Source organism: Micromonospora sp. NBRC 107095 (genome assembly GCF_030269705.1).
GTDB lineage: Bacteria > Actinomycetota > Actinomycetes > Mycobacteriales > Micromonosporaceae > Micromonospora > Micromonospora parva.
Window position 1 is genome coordinate 416,651 of record NZ_BSTU01000007.1, and the last position, 15,451, is coordinate 432,101.

At 70.8% G+C, this 15,451-nt stretch carries 15 protein-coding genes; 11 read left to right on the forward strand and 4 right to left on the reverse strand.

Annotation, left to right across the window (positions count from 1 at the left end; genetic code table 11):
* Positions 1–3: 3 nt before the first annotated feature.
* From QSK15_RS30240 to QSK15_RS30250, 3 genes are all read right to left on the reverse strand, one after another.
* On the reverse strand, positions 4–717 hold the full coding sequence (locus QSK15_RS30240) for a hypothetical protein (protein WP_030328233.1): 714 nt from the start codon (positions 715–717) through the stop codon (positions 4–6).
* 106 nt (positions 718–823) lie between these two features.
* Positions 824–1,486, reverse strand: a complete 663-nt coding sequence (locus tag QSK15_RS30245; RefSeq protein WP_285797446.1) for a response regulator — start codon at positions 1,484–1,486, stop codon at positions 824–826.
* Between the two features lie 55 nt (positions 1,487–1,541).
* Positions 1,542–2,669 (reverse strand): sensor histidine kinase, encoded by a 1,128-nt coding sequence (locus QSK15_RS30250; RefSeq protein ID WP_285797447.1) that lies wholly within the window; start codon positions 2,667–2,669, stop codon positions 1,542–1,544.
* 144 nt (positions 2,670–2,813) lie between these two features.
* Between QSK15_RS30250 and QSK15_RS30255 the strand changes: the two genes are divergently transcribed.
* From QSK15_RS30255 to QSK15_RS30305, 11 genes are all read left to right on the forward strand, one after another.
* Positions 2,814–3,803 carry a carboxymuconolactone decarboxylase family protein gene (locus QSK15_RS30255; protein ID WP_285797448.1) on the forward strand — a complete coding sequence of 330 codons (990 nt, stop codon included), beginning with the start codon at positions 2,814–2,816 and terminating at the stop codon, positions 3,801–3,803.
* Between the two features lie 10 nt (positions 3,804–3,813).
* On the forward strand, positions 3,814–4,263 hold the full coding sequence (locus tag QSK15_RS30260; protein ID WP_285797449.1) for a DUF6220 domain-containing protein: 450 nt from the start codon (positions 3,814–3,816) through the stop codon (positions 4,261–4,263).
* On the forward strand, positions 4,260–6,002 hold the full coding sequence (locus QSK15_RS30265) for a multicopper oxidase family protein (protein WP_285797450.1): 1,743 nt from the start codon (positions 4,260–4,262) through the stop codon (positions 6,000–6,002). The genes QSK15_RS30260 and QSK15_RS30265 overlap by 4 nt, the downstream gene beginning before the upstream one ends.
* Before the next feature lie 25 nt (positions 6,003–6,027).
* On the forward strand, positions 6,028–6,471 hold the full coding sequence (locus QSK15_RS30270) for an OsmC family protein (protein WP_285797451.1): 444 nt from the start codon (positions 6,028–6,030) through the stop codon (positions 6,469–6,471).
* A gap of 58 nt (positions 6,472–6,529) precedes the next feature.
* Positions 6,530–7,612, forward strand: a complete 1,083-nt coding sequence (locus QSK15_RS30275) for a hypothetical protein (protein WP_285797452.1) — start codon at positions 6,530–6,532, stop codon at positions 7,610–7,612.
* 189 nt (positions 7,613–7,801) lie between these two features.
* Positions 7,802–9,196: a glycoside hydrolase family 62 protein gene (locus tag QSK15_RS30280; protein WP_285797453.1), complete on the forward strand. Its 1,395-nt coding sequence runs from the start codon at positions 7,802–7,804 to the stop codon at positions 9,194–9,196.
* 228 nt (positions 9,197–9,424) lie between these two features.
* Positions 9,425–9,907, forward strand: a complete 483-nt coding sequence (locus QSK15_RS30285) for a GNAT family N-acetyltransferase (RefSeq protein WP_285797454.1) — start codon at positions 9,425–9,427, stop codon at positions 9,905–9,907.
* 100 nt (positions 9,908–10,007) lie between these two features.
* Complete coding sequence (locus QSK15_RS30290) at positions 10,008–10,622, forward strand: dihydrofolate reductase family protein (RefSeq protein WP_285797455.1); 615 nt, start codon at positions 10,008–10,010, stop codon at positions 10,620–10,622.
* A gap of 62 nt (positions 10,623–10,684) precedes the next feature.
* The gene (locus QSK15_RS30295; RefSeq protein WP_285797456.1) at positions 10,685–11,359 is read left to right on the forward strand and encodes a DUF6891 domain-containing protein; all 675 of its coding nucleotides are present in this window, start codon (positions 10,685–10,687) and stop codon (positions 11,357–11,359) included.
* Between the two features lie 122 nt (positions 11,360–11,481).
* On the forward strand, positions 11,482–12,375 hold the full coding sequence (locus tag QSK15_RS30300) for an SGNH/GDSL hydrolase family protein (protein ID WP_285797457.1): 894 nt from the start codon (positions 11,482–11,484) through the stop codon (positions 12,373–12,375).
* A 153-nt stretch (positions 12,376–12,528) separates the two neighbouring features.
* Positions 12,529–13,956 (forward strand): serine/threonine-protein kinase, encoded by a 1,428-nt coding sequence (locus QSK15_RS30305; RefSeq protein WP_285797458.1) that lies wholly within the window; start codon positions 12,529–12,531, stop codon positions 13,954–13,956.
* Positions 13,957–14,093: 137 nt separating this feature from the next.
* Here the strand turns inward: QSK15_RS30305 and QSK15_RS30310 are convergent, their stop codons facing one another.
* Positions 14,094–15,113 (reverse strand): glycoside hydrolase family 11 protein, encoded by a 1,020-nt coding sequence (locus QSK15_RS30310; protein WP_285797459.1) that lies wholly within the window; start codon positions 15,111–15,113, stop codon positions 14,094–14,096.
* Between the last annotated feature and the right edge of the window lie 338 nt (positions 15,114–15,451).

The following is a 15,451-nucleotide window of genomic DNA, read 5'->3' on the forward strand; positions in this document are numbered from 1 at the left end:
CGGTCAGACCAGGAACTCCTCCCGCATCCGCGCACCCAGGTTGATCCCGCCGACCGTCCGTGGACCGGCCGGATCGTGCACGGCGACGGTGTTGTTGCGGCGCATCAGCTCACGGACGGCAGGTGGCAGTCGCGGCGGGTCGTCCATGGCCACGAGAACCCGCCCGGCGCTGGAGATCAGTCGGTCGGCCAGGGCGGCGGCGTCGGTGTCCACCCGCACCCGGCCGTACTCCCAGCCGGAGGTGGTGAGGTCGAGCACCTCGAACACGCGGGTCAGCAACGGGTTCGGGTCGGTCACCCGGTCGAGCCGGGGCGCCCGGCTGCCGACCACCGTGACGGCGGCGGCCACCTGCGCGTACGGGTGGAAGCCGCACGGCAGCGCGAACAGCGGCCAGCGCAGGGCCGGGCCCGCCTCCTTCCACAGCGGCCGGTAGTTACGGCGGTGCACCAGCAGCCGCCGGCCCGTTCGCCGGTGGATCTCCTGGGCCTGGGCCTGGAGGTCCACATGGGCCTCGTCGGCGACCTGACTCACGATCCGGGTCGCCACCACCAGGCCGTCGTCGCTGTCCAGCGAACCGGTGAGCGCCTCGACCTGGTCGTTGAACCGGATCCGCGCGTGGGAGCCGTACCGGGACTGGACGTCGTGCAGCAGCGCCTGCTGGCGTCCCGGGTCGAGCTGGACCCGCCTACCGCCCAGCAACCGACGGAGCCAACGCATGTCGCCTCGATTCAGCAGAGCCGTCGCGGACGGCGGCAATGCTAGTGCGTCGCCTCTTCCCGGCGTCGCCAAGGGTGTTGATCGACTCCGCTGTCCGCGACGGCGCTCACCGGCGACGTGGCGTGATCAGCCCCGACTCGTACGCCCACACGACCAGTTGGGCCCGGTCGCGGCAGTGCAGCTTGGTCATCGCCCGGTTGACGTGTGTCTTGGCGGTCAGCGGACTGATCACCATGCGCGCGGCGATCTCGTCGTTGGTCAGCCCACGGGCGACCAGCTCGACGATCTCCTGCTCCCGGGCGGTCAGCACGTCGCGGCCGGCCGTCGGCTCGGCCGGCGGTGGACCGGCCACGAACTCACTGATCAGCGTGCGGGTGACGGTCGGCGCGAGCAGCGCGTCCCCGCGCGCGACGACGGCGACGGCGTGCAGCAGGTCGGCGGGGTCGGCGTCCTTGAGGAGGAAACCGCTGGCGCCCGCGCGCAGGGCGGCGAAGACGTACGAGTCGAGCCCGTAGTTGGTCAGGATGAGAACCCGGATGCCGGCGAGGTCGGGATCGGCGGCGATGCGCCGGGTGGCCTCGATGCCGTCGAGACCCGGCATCTGCACGTCCATCAGGACGACGTCCGGGCGCAGGCTTCGCGACAGGTGGACGGCCGAGCTGCCGTCGGTCGCCTCGCCGACGACCTCCAGGTGGTCCTCGGCGTCGAGCAGTGCCCGGAAGCCGGCCCGCATCAGCGCCTGGTCGTCGACGAGCAGCACCCGGATCATCCCGGCCTCCGCAGCCGACAAGAGCGGCGCGCTCCGGCCTGCCTCGGTCGGCCGGTCACGGGCCGTCAAACGGGAAGGTGGCCCGCACCGTGAACCCGTGATCGTCGTGCGCGGCGGCCCGCAGGGTGCCGCCCAGCGCGCTGACCCGCTCCCGCATGCCGCGCAAACCCACGCCCGGGGTCAGCGGCTCGCCCGGTGACGCCCGACCGTCGTCGGTGACCGCGACGGTGAGCCCCGCCGGGGCGTACTCCACCTGGATGTGCGCGGTCGCGGGGCCGGCGTGGCGGGCCACGTTGGTCAGTGCCTCCTGGATGACCCGGTATCCGGCCTGGTCGACCTCGTCGGGCAGGTCCCCACGCTGACCGGTGACGGTCACCTGCACCGGTACGCCGACAGCCCGGGTCCGCTCGGCCAGCTCCTCCACCCGGGCCAGTCCGACGCGATCGGCGTCGGTGGGCGCGCGCAGGACGTCGAGGGTGGTCCGGAGTTCCCGCATGGCAGCGCCGCTGGCCTCCTGGATCGCCAGCAGGGCGGCCGACGGCGCCTCGCCGTGTTTGCGGGCCAGGTGCACGGCGATCCCGGCCTGCACCTTGATCACCGAGATGCTGTGGGTCAGTGAGTCGTGCAGGTCGCGGGCGATGCGCAGGCGCTCCTCCCCGGCACGCCGCAACGCCATCTCCTCGCGGGTGCGTTCGGCTTCGACCGCCCGCTGCTCGACCTGCTCCAGGTACGCCCGACGCTGCCGCCCCACCAGCCCGGCGACGTTGGCCGCCACGAACCAGCCGAACAGCAGGGCCGTCCGCTCGAGGATCACCTGCCCCGGTTGGCCGGGCGGCGCCACCGAGACGTCGCGGGCCAGGAAGCCACCGAGGAAGGCGAGGCTGGCCACGACGGCGGCCGACCGGTGCCCCCGCCAGGCGGCGAGGTACACCGCGCCGAGGACGGGGAACGCGGCGGACACCCCGGGGTGCACCCGCAGGTGAACGGCCAGCATGGCGACGGTGACCACGCCCAGCGCCACCACCGGGTAGCGCCGGCACGCTGCCAGGGCCACCGCCATGGCCAGGATCAGGGCGACGTCGAGCACCTCGACCGTCGCGGCGTCCGGGGTGAGCGCGGCGTTGCCGAGCAGGAGGACGCCGAGGGCGAGACCGCCGAGGGCGTACGGGAGGTCACGGCGCATTGTCGCACTGTAGAACGGCCGCCGCCGGTGCAGCATCCCGCGCGCGTGGTACCTGCCGCGTACCACGGGCGCGGTATCGGCGACCCGGCAAGTGTCTGCGCCGGAACGACGCTTTCCCGGCCCGGCGGAACAAGCATCGAACCCATGACATACCGCTTCTTCACCCCCACGCCGACGAGGGCGGCCACCGGCCTCACCGCGGCGGTCTACCAACAGTTGCGCGACGACTTCCTCGGGCCGTTGCCGACCTTCCAGGCGCTGTCGGCGGTGCCGGAGGTGCTGGCCGCGACCTGGGCGTTGATGCGGGAGGCGCTGCTCGCCGGCGACGCGTCCCGGGTCGAGCGGGAACTCGTCGCGACCGCCGTGTCCCGGGCCAACCGCTGTCAGTTCTGCCTCGACGCCCACGTGCTGCTGCTGCACGCGCTGGGCGCGTCGAAGCTCGCCGAGGCCGTTGCCCGGGGTGAGACGCCACCCGAGCCGGGACACGCCCGGCTCGTCGAGTGGGCACAGGCCAGCCGCAGCCCCAGAGCCACCGACTGGACCAGCCCGTACCGGGTGGAGATCACCGGCACCCTGCTGGTGTTCCACTTCATCAACCGGGTCGTCTCGGCGTTGCTCGACCCCGATCTGCTCCCCGGCGGCCTGCAACGATCCCCACTGATGCGCTCGGTCGGGGGCCGGCTCTACGCCAGGGCGGCCCGGGAGCCGAAGGAACCCGGCCGGAGCCTCCCGCTGCTCGACGCCGACGCCACGGGGGCGCCGGCCTGGGCGGGGGACAGCCCGGTGGGTGTCGCCTACGCGTCGTTGCGCGACGCCGCCAACCGCGGTGGGGAGCTGCTGGGCGAGATGGCGCGCGAGACCGTCACGGCGACGGTGCGCTGGGAGGACGGGCGGTTCCCGGCCCGGCCCGCGGACTGGGCCGTCGATCTGGTGCGGGACGTGCCGGGCACGGACCGCATCGGGACGCGGATCGCCTTGCTGGCGGCGTTCGCCCCCAGCGCGATCAGCCCGGGCGACGTCGCGTTGTGGCGGCTCTCCCACCCGGCCGACGCCGACCTCGTGCGGTTGGTCGCGTACGGGGCGATCACTGCCACCGATCACGTCGCCCAGGCCCTGGCCTCGGCGCACCTCTAGGAGGTATTCCATGCGCAAGGCTCTCGTCATCATCAGCGCGCTGACGCTCGTCGCGTTCGCCCTTCAGTTCATCTTCGCCGCGGTGGGCGGGTTCACGAAACCGGCCGGTGACGGCGCGTACGCGTTGCACAGCGTCAACGGCATGGCGGTCATCCCGGTTCTCACACTGCTCACCGTCCTGATCGCCGCCCTGGCGAAGGCGCCGGGACGGCTCATCGGGCTGGCGGTGCTGCCGGTCGGCCTCGTCGTCCTCCAACCGCTCATCGCCATGCTCGCCAACGCGTTCGCTGACGCGTCGGGCGTGAGCACTCCACTCGGCCTCACCATCGGCGGGCTGCACGCGCTCAACGGAATCATCGCGGTGCACGTCGTGGTCGGCGTCCACCGGGCGGCCCGGAAGCTGGCCGGCCTGGTGCCGGCCGAGGCCGGGCTGCCCGCCCGGGAAGTGGAGCCGGCGTGAACACCGGATCGTTGCTCGCGGTCGACCTCGTGATCGCGGTCCTCGCGGCCGGCGCCTGGTTGGGTGCTGGTGCCGCGTCCGTCGCGCGACGTCGCCCGCTCGCGCTGGGACTGGCGGCGGTCGCGCTGGTCGCGACGCTCGCCCGCGCGATCACGATCACCGCCCTGGCTCGCGCCGGCTGGTGGTTCGCCGCGGAGAAGGTCCTCATCGCCGCACCCCTGTCGCTCGCGGCGGTGGCCGTCGCCGGTCCGTGGCTGTTGCGGGCCGCGGGTGACGTCCGGGCCGTCGCGGTTCCGCTCCTTTTCGCCGGGTACGCCACGGGCAGCGCCCTGCTCGTGACGATCCTGCACGGCTATCCGGCGTCGGCGGGGGCGGGGCTGCTCGCGGTCGCCGGGGTCGTCGCGGCGACGGTGATCTCGGGGCGTGCCCTCGGCGCGCGCCCGTCGCGGCCGGTGTCCCGGGTGGCGGTCGTGGTGGCGGTCGCGGCGCTGGTCACCGGAACCGGGCTGACCGTCGCCCCGGAGGCCGCGCCCGACGTACCGCACGAACATGGCCTTCCGGCGGCGGCCCGGATCTCCGCCGAACCCACCAGACGGTTCACGCTGACGGCCGGAACCGCCACGGTGAACGCGGGCGGCCGGGACGTGGCGGCGTGGGCGTTCAACGCGCAGGTACCCGGACCGGAGTTGACCGCCACCGTCGGCGACATCCTGGAGGTGACGCTGCGCAACCGGGACATCGGGCGCGGCGTCACGCTGCACTGGCACGGGTACGACGTGCCGAACGATCAGGACGGGGTGCCCGGCGTGACCCAGGCGGCGGTGCGGCCCGGGCAGGAGTTCGTCTACCGGTTCCGCGCCGACCAGGCCGGAACGTACTGGTACCACACGCACTCGGCCTCCGATGTCGGCGTCCGGATGGGTCTCTACGGTGTGCTGGTGGTGCGACCGGGGCCGGTGAGCGGCCTCGACGTCACAGTGCCGGTGCACACCCTGGCCGGGCGTCCGCTGCCCGCGCCGACAGTGCAGCGGGTGGAGGCCGGCGTGCCGGTGCGGTTGCGGCTGATCAACACCGACAGCACCACGCACCGGTACGCCCTGGCGGGGACCGCGTTCCTGGTGGCCGCGATCGACGGCGTCGACCTGCGGGGCCCGACACCGCTGGTGGACACCGCCGTGCTGATCCCCGCCGGGGGCCGCTACGACCTGGTCTTCAACGCGCCGGCGACCCCGGTGTCGCTGTTCGTCGACGGGCGGGCGGTCTACTCGACCGGCCCGGTGTCGACGGCGACCGGCGCCTGGCCGGTGCTCGATCCGTTCGGCTACGGCGCTACCGCAGCGGTGCCGTGGCCCCGGTTCGACCGGACGTTCACCCTCGTTCTCGACCGCGGCCTCGACCTGCGCGGATTGCTGCCGCGTTACGCCCACACCGTCAACGGCGCGGCCGACCCGGACATCCCACCGCAGGTCGTACGCCTGGGTGACGTCGTGCTGTTCACCATCGTCAACCGGTCGCAGGTGGTGCACCCGTGGCACCTGCACGGCCACCACGTCCTCGTGCTGGCCCGCGACGGGGAGCCGGCGGCCGGCAGCCCGCTGTGGCTGGACTCGTTCGACGTCCGTCCCGGCGAGGTGTGGAAGGTGGCGTTCCGGGCCGACAACCCCGGGATGTGGGCCAACCACTGCCACAACCTGGCGCACGCCGATGCCGGGATGACGGTGCATCTCACGTACTCCTGATCACGGATGCCGGTAGGTTTCAGCCATGACTGAGGACACCTTTCGCTCGGTGGCGATCGAGCGCACCAGCCTGGGCAACTACGTCGTGCGGAACGTCCGGGGCGGGTCGGTGTCGCTGGGCACGGGCGAGGACGGCAGTTTCACGCCGGTGGAGCTGCTGTTGGCCGCCATCGGCGGCTGCGCCGCTGTGGACGTGGACCACATCACCAGCCGCCGCGCGGAGCCGACCGGGTTCACCGTCGCCGTCACCGGTGACAAGATCCGCGATGAGGCGGGCGGCAACCGGATGAAGAACCTGCGGGTCGAGTTCACCGTGACGTTCCCGGAGGGCGCGGACGGCGACCAGGCCCGGGCGGCGCTGCCCCGGTCGCTGCAGCAGTCGCACGACCGGTTGTGCACCGTCTCCCGTACCGTCGAGCTCGGCACTGCCGTGTCCATCGTCGAGTCGCCCGCGCCCACCGCGGAGTGACCATTACTGAGCCCGGCTACTCAGGTCCCGGTGCGGTCGTTCGGGGGAGGGTGACGGCATGCGTCGACTACTTGTGCCACTGCTGATCGTTCTCGCCACAGCGGTGGCCTGCGCCGAGCCGAACGCCCGGCCGGGGCAGCCGGACCCGACGGTGGCGGAGCCGGTGCCCACCGAACTGCTCGCCGACGGCAGCGTCCCCTGGGCCGACCTGAAGATCACCGACGAGGACCTCAACGGCCGCCCCGCCGAGCCGAGGAGGCCGGCCAGCGGCAGCGAGCCGTGCCGCGCGGAGCAGCTGACCGGCCGGCTCACCAGTTGGACCCGGCCGGGCACCGGCGGTGAGAAGCCGCGCGGCTTCGACGCTGCCATCGGCAAGCTCATCGGCGAGGTGGACGTGCGGAACTCGTCGAAGGAGGAGTGCACGCTGCAGGGCGAGGTGCCCACCACGATGCTCATGGGCGGCCGCGAGGTCCCGATGCTCTACACCCACGGCATCAACGAGGAGGGCCGCACCCGGGTCGTTGCCGTACCGCCCGGTGGCCACGCCAGCCTGCGCCTGGACTGGTCCGGGCCGTTCTGCCAGCCCCTCGGGCTGTTGGAGCTCGCGATCGAGCTGCCGCACGACGGGGGCACCCTGCGCGCGCCGGTCACCGCCGATGAGCGCCCGGGCTGTCCGCAGGGGGAGGGGGTCAATCCCCGTGCCCGGGCGACGTTGTCCGCCAGTGGGTTCACCGAGCCGGTGGCGGTGTCGGAGCCCTCGTCCTCGCCGCTCGACCAGCTCACCGTCGCCGTCCAGGGGCCGCCAACCGCCGCCGCCGGGTCGCGGGTCTCCTTCCAGGTGACGCTCGGCAACCCGACCGACGGTCCCCTCGCGTTGGACCCCTGCCCCGCCTACCTGATGGAGCGGTTCTCGCTCGGCGACGCGACGAACGACGCGGTCAACTCGGCCCAGCTGTACCGGCTGAACTGCCGCGCGCTCACGCAGATCCCGGCCGGCGGCAACGCGGTGTTCGAGATGGTCGCCGAGGTGCCGGCCTCGATGCGGGCCGGGCGCGAGCTGACGGTGACGTGGAAGTTCTATCTGCCGCACTACGTGCAGCGCAGCGGCCAGTTCGGGGTGCTCACCCTCACTGTCCGCTGAGGAGCGTCGCTCCGGCTCGGTGGCAGCAGCGGGAAAGTCGACGGTGAACGAGAAGCAGGCATAGATGTTGTTGATGGTATGGGAGCGCTCCCGTAACATACCCGACGCGGCCTGTTAACGCTCACAATCAGTCGTTGAGCATTGATAACCACCACCGGGTAGGCCGCCGTCCCGTGAGGAGGGTGCAATATGGCCAGATCCAGAGCCACCAATGCCGGTCTGGTTGTGGCCGGCGTCGGTTTACTGCTGTCGTCGACAGTCGTCGCCGCGCTGCCGGCCGGTGCCGCAGCCGAGGGTTGTTCGGTGAGCTACGCCGTGTCGTCGCAGTGGCAGGGCGGCTTCGGCGCCAACGTGGCGATCACCAACCTGGGTGATCCGCTGACCAGTTGGACGTTGACCTGGTCCTACGGTGCCGGGCAGACGGTGACGCAGGCCTGGAACACGTCGCTGACGCAGAGCGGGTCGGCGGTGACGGCGAGGAACGTGAGCTACAACGGGTCGGTCCCGACCAACGGCACGGTGTCGTTCGGGTTCAACGGCTCGTGGACGAGCAGCAACCCGAACCCGACGAGCTTCGCTCTCAACGGCGTCACCTGCACCGGTGGCACGACCACCCCGCCCCCGACCACCCCGCCACCCACCGACCCGCCGCCGACGACTCCACCGCCGAGCCAGACGTGTGACCTGCCGTCGACGTACCGGTGGTCGTCGACTGGTGCGTTGGCGCAGCCGAGGTCGGGTTGGGTGTCGTTGAAGGACTTCACCGTCGCTCCGTACAACGGTCAGCAGCTCGTGTACGCCACCACCCACGACACCGGGACCAGGTGGGGTTCGATGAACTTCGGGTTGTTCTCGAATTACTCGCAGATGGGTTCGGCGAGTCAGAACGCGATGAATTCGGCGACGGTGGCGCCGTCGTTGTTCTACTTCGCGCCGCGCAACATCTGGGTGTTGGCGTATCAGTGGGGTGGGCCGGCGTTCTCGTACCGGACGTCGTCGGATCCGACGAACCCGAATGGGTGGTCGTCGCCGCAGACGTTGTTCAGTGGGAGTATCACGGGTTCGGGTACGGGGCCGATCGATCAGGCGGTGATCGGTGACAGTCAGAACATGTATCTGTTCTTCGCCGGTGACAACGGGAAGATCTACCGGGCGAGTATGCCGATCGGGAACTTCCCGGGCAGTTTCGGGTCGAACTACACGACGATCATGAGTGACACGACGAACAACCTGTTCGAGGCGGTGCAGGTCTACAAGCTGCAGGGCCTGAACAAGTACCTCATGATCGTGGAGGCGATCGGGTCGCAGGGCCGCTACTTCCGGTCGTTCACGGCCACCAGCCTGGGTGGTTCGTGGACGCCGCAGGCCACCAGTGAGAGCAACCCGTTCGCGGGTAAGGCGAACAGTGGCGCGACCTGGACCAACGACATCAGCCACGGTGAGTTGTTGCGGACCAGCGCTGACCAGACGATGACCGTGAACGCCTGCAACCTGCAACTGCTGTACCAGGGTCGGTCGCCGAACTCGGGTGGTGACTACGGTCTGCTGCCGTACCGGCCGGGTCTGCTGACGCTGCAGCGCTGACACGGTTGATCACGCTCGACTGACCGGGAACGGGCGGGCTCGGCAACACGCCGAGCCCGCCCGCGCCACGCCGAGTGCGGTGCACCCCTCGCGACCTGCACCCGGTCAGTTGCCGCCGTTCCGGACGGTGCGACACCCGTGCAAAGATGGCGCGTGAGCTGCGAATCCACGACGTCGCCGGCGGTCGATCCCACCGCCTTCCCTCTCGTTGTGAAGGGGGAGGGGATCGTGCTGCGCGACTGGCTCGACGCGGATCTGCCGTACCTGCCGGGTCTCTTCGACGCGCCGGACATGGCCGCGAACACCGACATCCCCTCGCCGTTCGACGCGGACGCCTTTCTCAGCAGAATCCGGCGGCGCCGCGCGCAGGGCGTCGTCGACCTGGCCGTGACGCGCCACGGCGGGGAGCCGCTCGGCCTCGTCGCGCTGCACGTGGCGATCGGGGTGCTCGGGTACGCCATCGGCCCGGCGCACCGCGGCCGGGGGATGGCGTCGCGTTCGCTGCGGTTGATGACGGCGTTCTGTCATCAGGAACTCGGTTTCAGCCGACTGCGGCTGAGCATCGTGCAGGGCAATGTGCCCTCGCAGCGGGTCGCCGCGTCCGCCGGATACCTCCGAAGCGATGACGAGGTCGTGGAGAGGACGAACGGGTTGGGGCAGTCGAAGCTGCTCGAAACGTGGCATTGGCTGGCTCCCGTGACGTCCGCCTGACAAAAGGCGGGATACGACACGCGTCACCGGGCCTGTCGGTGGTCGACGAGTTTGGGACGATGCGCCGGTCGACATCACCGACGCGAAGGGATCCCCCGCGATGGCAAAGGTCATTTCCACGCTGTTCATCTCGGCCGACGGCGTGGCCGAAATCGACCCTGACTGGCACTTCCCGTACTTCGACGAGAACATGGGGCGCGCCGTCACCGAGGACTACGACGCCGCCGACGTGCTGCTCATCGGCCGCGAGACGTACGACAGCTTCGCCGGGGCCTGGCCCGACCGGGAGGCCGCCGGTGGCGACGACGCACCGTTCGCCAAGCAACTCGGCGACATGCGCAAGGTCGTCGTGTCGCGTCAACCGCTGGAGTTCTCCTGGCGCAACTCGGAGCTGATCAACGGGGACCTCCTCGACGCCGTCAGCGCGCTCAAGGCCGATGTCGGCGTCCGGGGCATCCTCATCCCGGGGTCGATCTCGGTGGTGCAGCAACTGCTGGCGGCGGGCCTGGTCGACGAGCTGCGCCTGCTGGTGCACCCGGTGGCCGCGCGCAAGGGCCGTAGGCTGTTCGACGACGGCGACACGGCGTACCACCTGCGGCTGGTGGCTTCGGAGGCGTTCCCGACCGGCGTCCTGCGCGTGATCTACGCCCCGGGCACGGCGCCGACGCCGGTCGGTTACGACGAGGTCAAGGACCAGGTGCCGGCCGGCAACTAGGGCGTTTCGGGGCCGGCCGCTCGCGGACCGGGGTCGTCGTACGCCCGTGTGAAGATCTCGTCGTGACTGAGTGGACGTACAACGACCGCCCCGAGGGCGTCAGGTTCCTCACCGATCGGGTCCCCGAGCCGGGCCGCACCGCCGTCGACGACGAGCTGTGGGGTTGGGTGGTGCGGGGTGAGAGCGACCCGGACGAGTTCGTCGACGTCTTCGACGACCCCGACGAGCGGTGCGGTGCCACTGACGACGAGCTCAGGGCGGCGTACGAGGCGGCGTTGGCGGTTCGGCGGGAGCAGCAGCGCGGGTGGGGTGAGGTGCGCGGCAACCTCACCCGTGCCTTCGCCGAGCTCAATGAGCTGGGGGTGTTGGCCCGGGAAGACTTCAGTTGCTGCGGCACGTGCGCGAGCGCCGAGATCCACGACGAGCGGGACGACTCCCGCCACTGGCACGGGTTCCTCTGGTACCACCAGCAGGACACGGAGTCGCTGATCGGGAGCGAGGACGGCGAGGTCTACCTCGGCTACGGCGTCTATCCCGCGGCCGACTTCGACGAGGTCGCCTATGCCGCCCTGTCGGAGGCCGAGCAGCAGGCCAGCTACCAGGCCGACCTGGAACGACTGCTGGACGAGATCGCGTTTCCGGTGCTCCGCAAGCACGGCATGCGGGTGGAGTGGAACCGTAAGCAGTCCCGGCGGATTCGGGTCACCGGTGCCCAATGGTATGCACCGCTGGATTGACGGCTACCGATTCATCCCACACTCCGGACGAGTGTTTAGTGAGGTCTATCGATATTGACGGCGGCGGTCGGCGGCGACAGGATCTCGGGCACCACCACCCCTGATCCCTCCTGGGAGCCTCCATGACCCGTCCCCGCCTGCCCCTGATGAGGGCAGCCACCCGGTTGGCCGCCCTCGCCCTCGCCACCGCCGGTGTGCTGCTCACCGTCGCCACACCCGCCAGCGCGGCCGTGCCCACCGGCCGCTACGTCGCGCTGGGCGACTCGTACACCTCAGGTCCGTTGATCCCCACCCAGGTCGACCTCAACTGTCTGCGCTCCAACCGCAACTACCCGTCGCTGGTGGCGGCGTCCGCCGGCTCGTCGTCGTTCGCCGACGTGAGCTGCTCCGGAGCCACCACCGACGACATCCTCTACGGCGGTGATGGCGCACTGGGCATCACGCTGCCGCCGCAGCTCAACGCGGTCACCTCGAACACCTCGCTGGTGACGGTGCAGATCGGCGGCAACGACATCGGCTTCTCCGGCATCATCGGCGACTGTGCGGAGGCGAGCGTCAGCAGCCCGCTCGGCTCGCCGTGCAAGAACCGGTACACCGCCGGAGGGGTAGACCAGTTGCAGGCGCGGATCGCCGCCGCCACGCCGAAGGTCACCGCCGTGCTGCAGGCGGTCCGGCGGGCCGCTCCGAGCGCGCGGGTCGTGGTACTCGGGTACCCGGCGATCCTGCCGGACACCGGTTACGGCTGCTGGCCGGTCGTCCCGATCGCCTACCAGGATGTGCCGTACCTGCGTGGCATCGAGAAGTCGCTCAACGCCATGCTGGCCAACGTCGCGAGCGCCAACGGCGCCACCTACGCCGATGTCTACACCCCGTCGATCGGCCGCGACGCGTGCAAGAGCAGCGGCACCCGGTGGGTCGAGGGTCTGGTGCCGCAGAACTCGGCCGCACCGTTCCACCCCAACGCCCGGGGTGAGCAGGGCATGGCCACCGCCCTGCTGGCCAGGCTGAACAGCTGACCCGGCCCGGTTGAGCCGGCCCTGCCGGAAACGGCGGGGCCGGCGCCCCACCGTCGGCGCTGACGGTGCTTCCCGACGCGGCACCACCACCCGAGGCGACGTCGCGGTGCTTGAGATCGCGCAGTCCGGGGTACCGAACGTGTCATGCCGAGCGTGGGGCAAGTCATCGGAGGCCGTTACCGCCTGGTCGAGAGCATCGCCAGCGGTGGGATGGGTGACGTCTGGCGGGCGGTCGACGACACCCTGAACCGCTGCGTAGCGGTCAAGATGCTGCAATCTCGACTGGTCGCCGACGCCGGCTTCGGCGAGCGCTTCCGCCGCGAGGCGCGGGCCATGGCGGCCCTGCGTCACCCCGGCGTGGCCCAGGTCTACGACTACGGGGAGGTGTCCCAGGCCGACGCGCCGGTCCTCGCGTACATCGTGATGGAATGTGTGCAGGGACAACCCCTGTCGGAGCGGATCGCCGAGGTCGGCCGGTTGGGGGTGGCCGAGACGATGTCGGTCGCCGCGCAGACCGCCCGTGCGCTTCAGGCCGCACACGACGCCGGCCTCGTGCACCGGGACGTGAAACCCAGCAACCTGATCATCGAGCCGGACGGGCACGTCGTACTCGTCGACTTCGGCGTCGCGGCGACGCCGGAAGCGGCGAGCCTGACCGGTACGAACCAGGTCGTCGGCACCGCCCACTACATGGCCCCCGAGCAGATCACCAGGAACGAGACCACCTCGGCGATCGACATCTACGCGCTCGGTGCCGTCGTCTACCACTGCCTCGCCGGTAGGCCCCCGCACCAGGGCGAGCACGCCGTCGCCGTGGCGCTGCGGCATCTCGAGGAGGAGCCACCGGCGCTGCCGGAGGACGTTCCGGCGGCGGTCCAGCACCTGGTCGCCACCGCGATGGCCAAGGAGCCGACCCGCCGTTTCCCGACGGCGGCGGCGATGGCCACTGCCGCGCAGACGCTCGCGGAGCCGTCCGACCAGTTGGTGCGGACGGCCGTCGGCGCGCCGATCGCGGCGGCGGTCGAGCACTCCCAGGCCCGGCCCTCGGTTGCCGGCGGCGCGGCGCAGCGGTCGGGAGGTCCCGGGCCGAAGGTGCTCGCGGTGCTTCTCGGATCGATGGCCGCCGCGGCTGCCGTCCTGGTGTTCGCCGATCCCACCGGCATGATGCCGGGCCCGGCAGGGCGATCGTCGACGCCTCCCGGAGCGCCATCCTCGGTGTCGCCAACGGTGCCCTCGCGGCAGGAACCCGGCCCCGGTGCCGGCGGCGGTGAACCGGGAACCCGCGGTTCAGCGGGCATACCGGTCCGCGCACCCGGATCACCGACGGCCAGCCGTTCGGCGGGCGAGGGAGCGACGGGCCGACCGACACCGTCCAGTCCGAACACGTCGGACGCGCCCGAACCCACCACCTCCGAGAGCCCCGATGCGGAGCCGACGACGGAGCCGACCCGTGGAACAACGGCGCCCGCGACGGTGGCACCGACCGAGGCACCAGCGGCCGACACCGAGGAATCGGACGACACCGAGGAGTCATCGGAGCGGGAGACGGTGGCCGGCGAGAACGCCGCGCCGCCGGTCTAGCTGACGGCGGCGACTGTCACGGCCGGGGCGCGCCCGTCAGGACCGTCGAGGCGTGGCATCCACCTCTGGCGCGGCACCGCCTCTGGCGTGACGGCCGAGGCCGCCACGCCAGAGGCGGTGTCAGATGATGCTCGGCGTCAACTGGTACGGCAGGTGACCGTCGGCCAGGTCCAGTTGCCGTTGGCCATGATCGTCACACCGAAGTTGTTGCCGTTGCCGTTCGGCGTCGCGGTGACAGTGCCGCTGTTGCCGTTCACTGCGGCGTTCCAGCTGTTCTGGATGCTCTGGCCGCCACCGAGGCCGAGGCTGACGACCCAGTTGTTGGTGCCGCTGACCGCGACATTGAGGTTGAACCGGTCACCCCACTGCTGACCGGCGGAGAGCGTCGCGGTGCAGTTGCCGGTCCCCGGGTTACCGGTGGTGGGCCCGGACGTCGGGTTGCCGCTACCGCCCTCCCGGACGGTGATGTCGGAGCTGCCGCTGCTCTGGTAACCCTCGGTGGCCATGATCTGGTAGCTGTGGTTGCCGAGGTTCAGGCCGGCGCGGGCCCAGGCGTCGAAGTGGTTGGCGGTGGTGATGGTGCCGCTCGAGCGCTTCTGCTGACGGACGCTCCAGTACTGGTAGAACGTCTGGGTGCCGTCGATCGACGGGGCGTTGACCCGCTGGCTGCGGAGAATGTCGTAGGTGCCGCCGTCGGTGGTGACCGTGCCCAACCGCTGGGCGCCGCTGCTCGGGTTGTAGCTGCCGAAGTTCTCCACCACGTAGTACTCGATGAGCGGGTTGCGGGTCCATCCGTACAGGGCGAGGTAGGTGTTGTTGTTGCCCGGGTTGTAGCTGCCCGAGTAGCTGACCGTCCGTCGGTTGCCGGTGGCCCAACCCTTGCCGCCGACCCAGTTGTTGGTGCTCCTGTCCCAACTGCTGGTGTAGCGGCCGTCGGCGCGCAGCGTCATGCTGGCGTTGCCGCTGTCCTTCCAGAACGAGAAGTAGTACCCGTTGTGCGTGCCGGTGAGGTTCGAGGTGAGCGTCCGGTCGGCCTCGGCGTACGCATTCGTGGCCGTCATCGTGCCGGCGACGGCCAGGACGGCGGTGCATGCGGCGCCGAGGAGCAACCGCATACGGCCGCGATTCCTCGGTCTGGTGTGGCTGGTGTCGGTCATGGAACTGTTGCCTCCTCGTGACGGCTGGCGGGGGCCAGCGGCGCGGTACGCCTCGGCAGGCTGCCGGTGGTCGGGTAAGGGCCACGGGCGTCATACCGCTCTGGTGGTGGGGCCGGTCGTCCTGCACGACGACCGGAGAAGTGGGTCGTGGTGGTTGGTGCTGACGACGATTGAGCGCCGTCGATGGCGACCGTATTGACCGGTCCTCGGCTTGTCAACAATTTTCGGAAACAGAATGGCAACACGGCTGTCGTCGTTGATCCCACATTCATCCAGGTCAGTAGTCGATCAGAGCGCAGGGGAGTCATCGGACGTTCACAATGGCGGAGTGAGGGCTC

Bases quoted from the DNA above. Each gene is read 5' to 3' on its own strand.
- QSK15_RS30240 (WP_030328233.1), bottom strand. From the start codon at position 717: ATGCGTTGGCTCCGTCGGTTGCTGGGCGGTAGGCGGGTCCAGCTCGAC.
- QSK15_RS30245 (WP_285797446.1), bottom strand. From the start codon at position 1,486: ATGATCCGGGTGCTGCTCGTCGACGACCAGGCGCTGATGCGGGCCGGC.
- QSK15_RS30250 (WP_285797447.1), bottom strand. From the start codon at position 2,669: ATGCGCCGTGACCTCCCGTACGCCCTCGGCGGTCTCGCCCTCGGCGTC.
- QSK15_RS30255 (WP_285797448.1), top strand. From the start codon at position 2,814: ATGACATACCGCTTCTTCACCCCCACGCCGACGAGGGCGGCCACCGGC.
- QSK15_RS30260 (WP_285797449.1), top strand. From the start codon at position 3,814: ATGCGCAAGGCTCTCGTCATCATCAGCGCGCTGACGCTCGTCGCGTTC.
- QSK15_RS30270 (WP_285797451.1), top strand. From the start codon at position 6,028: ATGACTGAGGACACCTTTCGCTCGGTGGCGATCGAGCGCACCAGCCTG.
- QSK15_RS30275 (WP_285797452.1), top strand. From the start codon at position 6,530: ATGCGTCGACTACTTGTGCCACTGCTGATCGTTCTCGCCACAGCGGTG.
- QSK15_RS30280 (WP_285797453.1), top strand. From the start codon at position 7,802: ATGGCCAGATCCAGAGCCACCAATGCCGGTCTGGTTGTGGCCGGCGTC.
- QSK15_RS30290 (WP_285797455.1), top strand. From the start codon at position 10,008: ATGGCAAAGGTCATTTCCACGCTGTTCATCTCGGCCGACGGCGTGGCC.
- QSK15_RS30300 (WP_285797457.1), top strand. From the start codon at position 11,482: ATGACCCGTCCCCGCCTGCCCCTGATGAGGGCAGCCACCCGGTTGGCC.
- QSK15_RS30310 (WP_285797459.1), bottom strand. From the start codon at position 15,113: ATGACCGACACCAGCCACACCAGACCGAGGAATCGCGGCCGTATGCGG.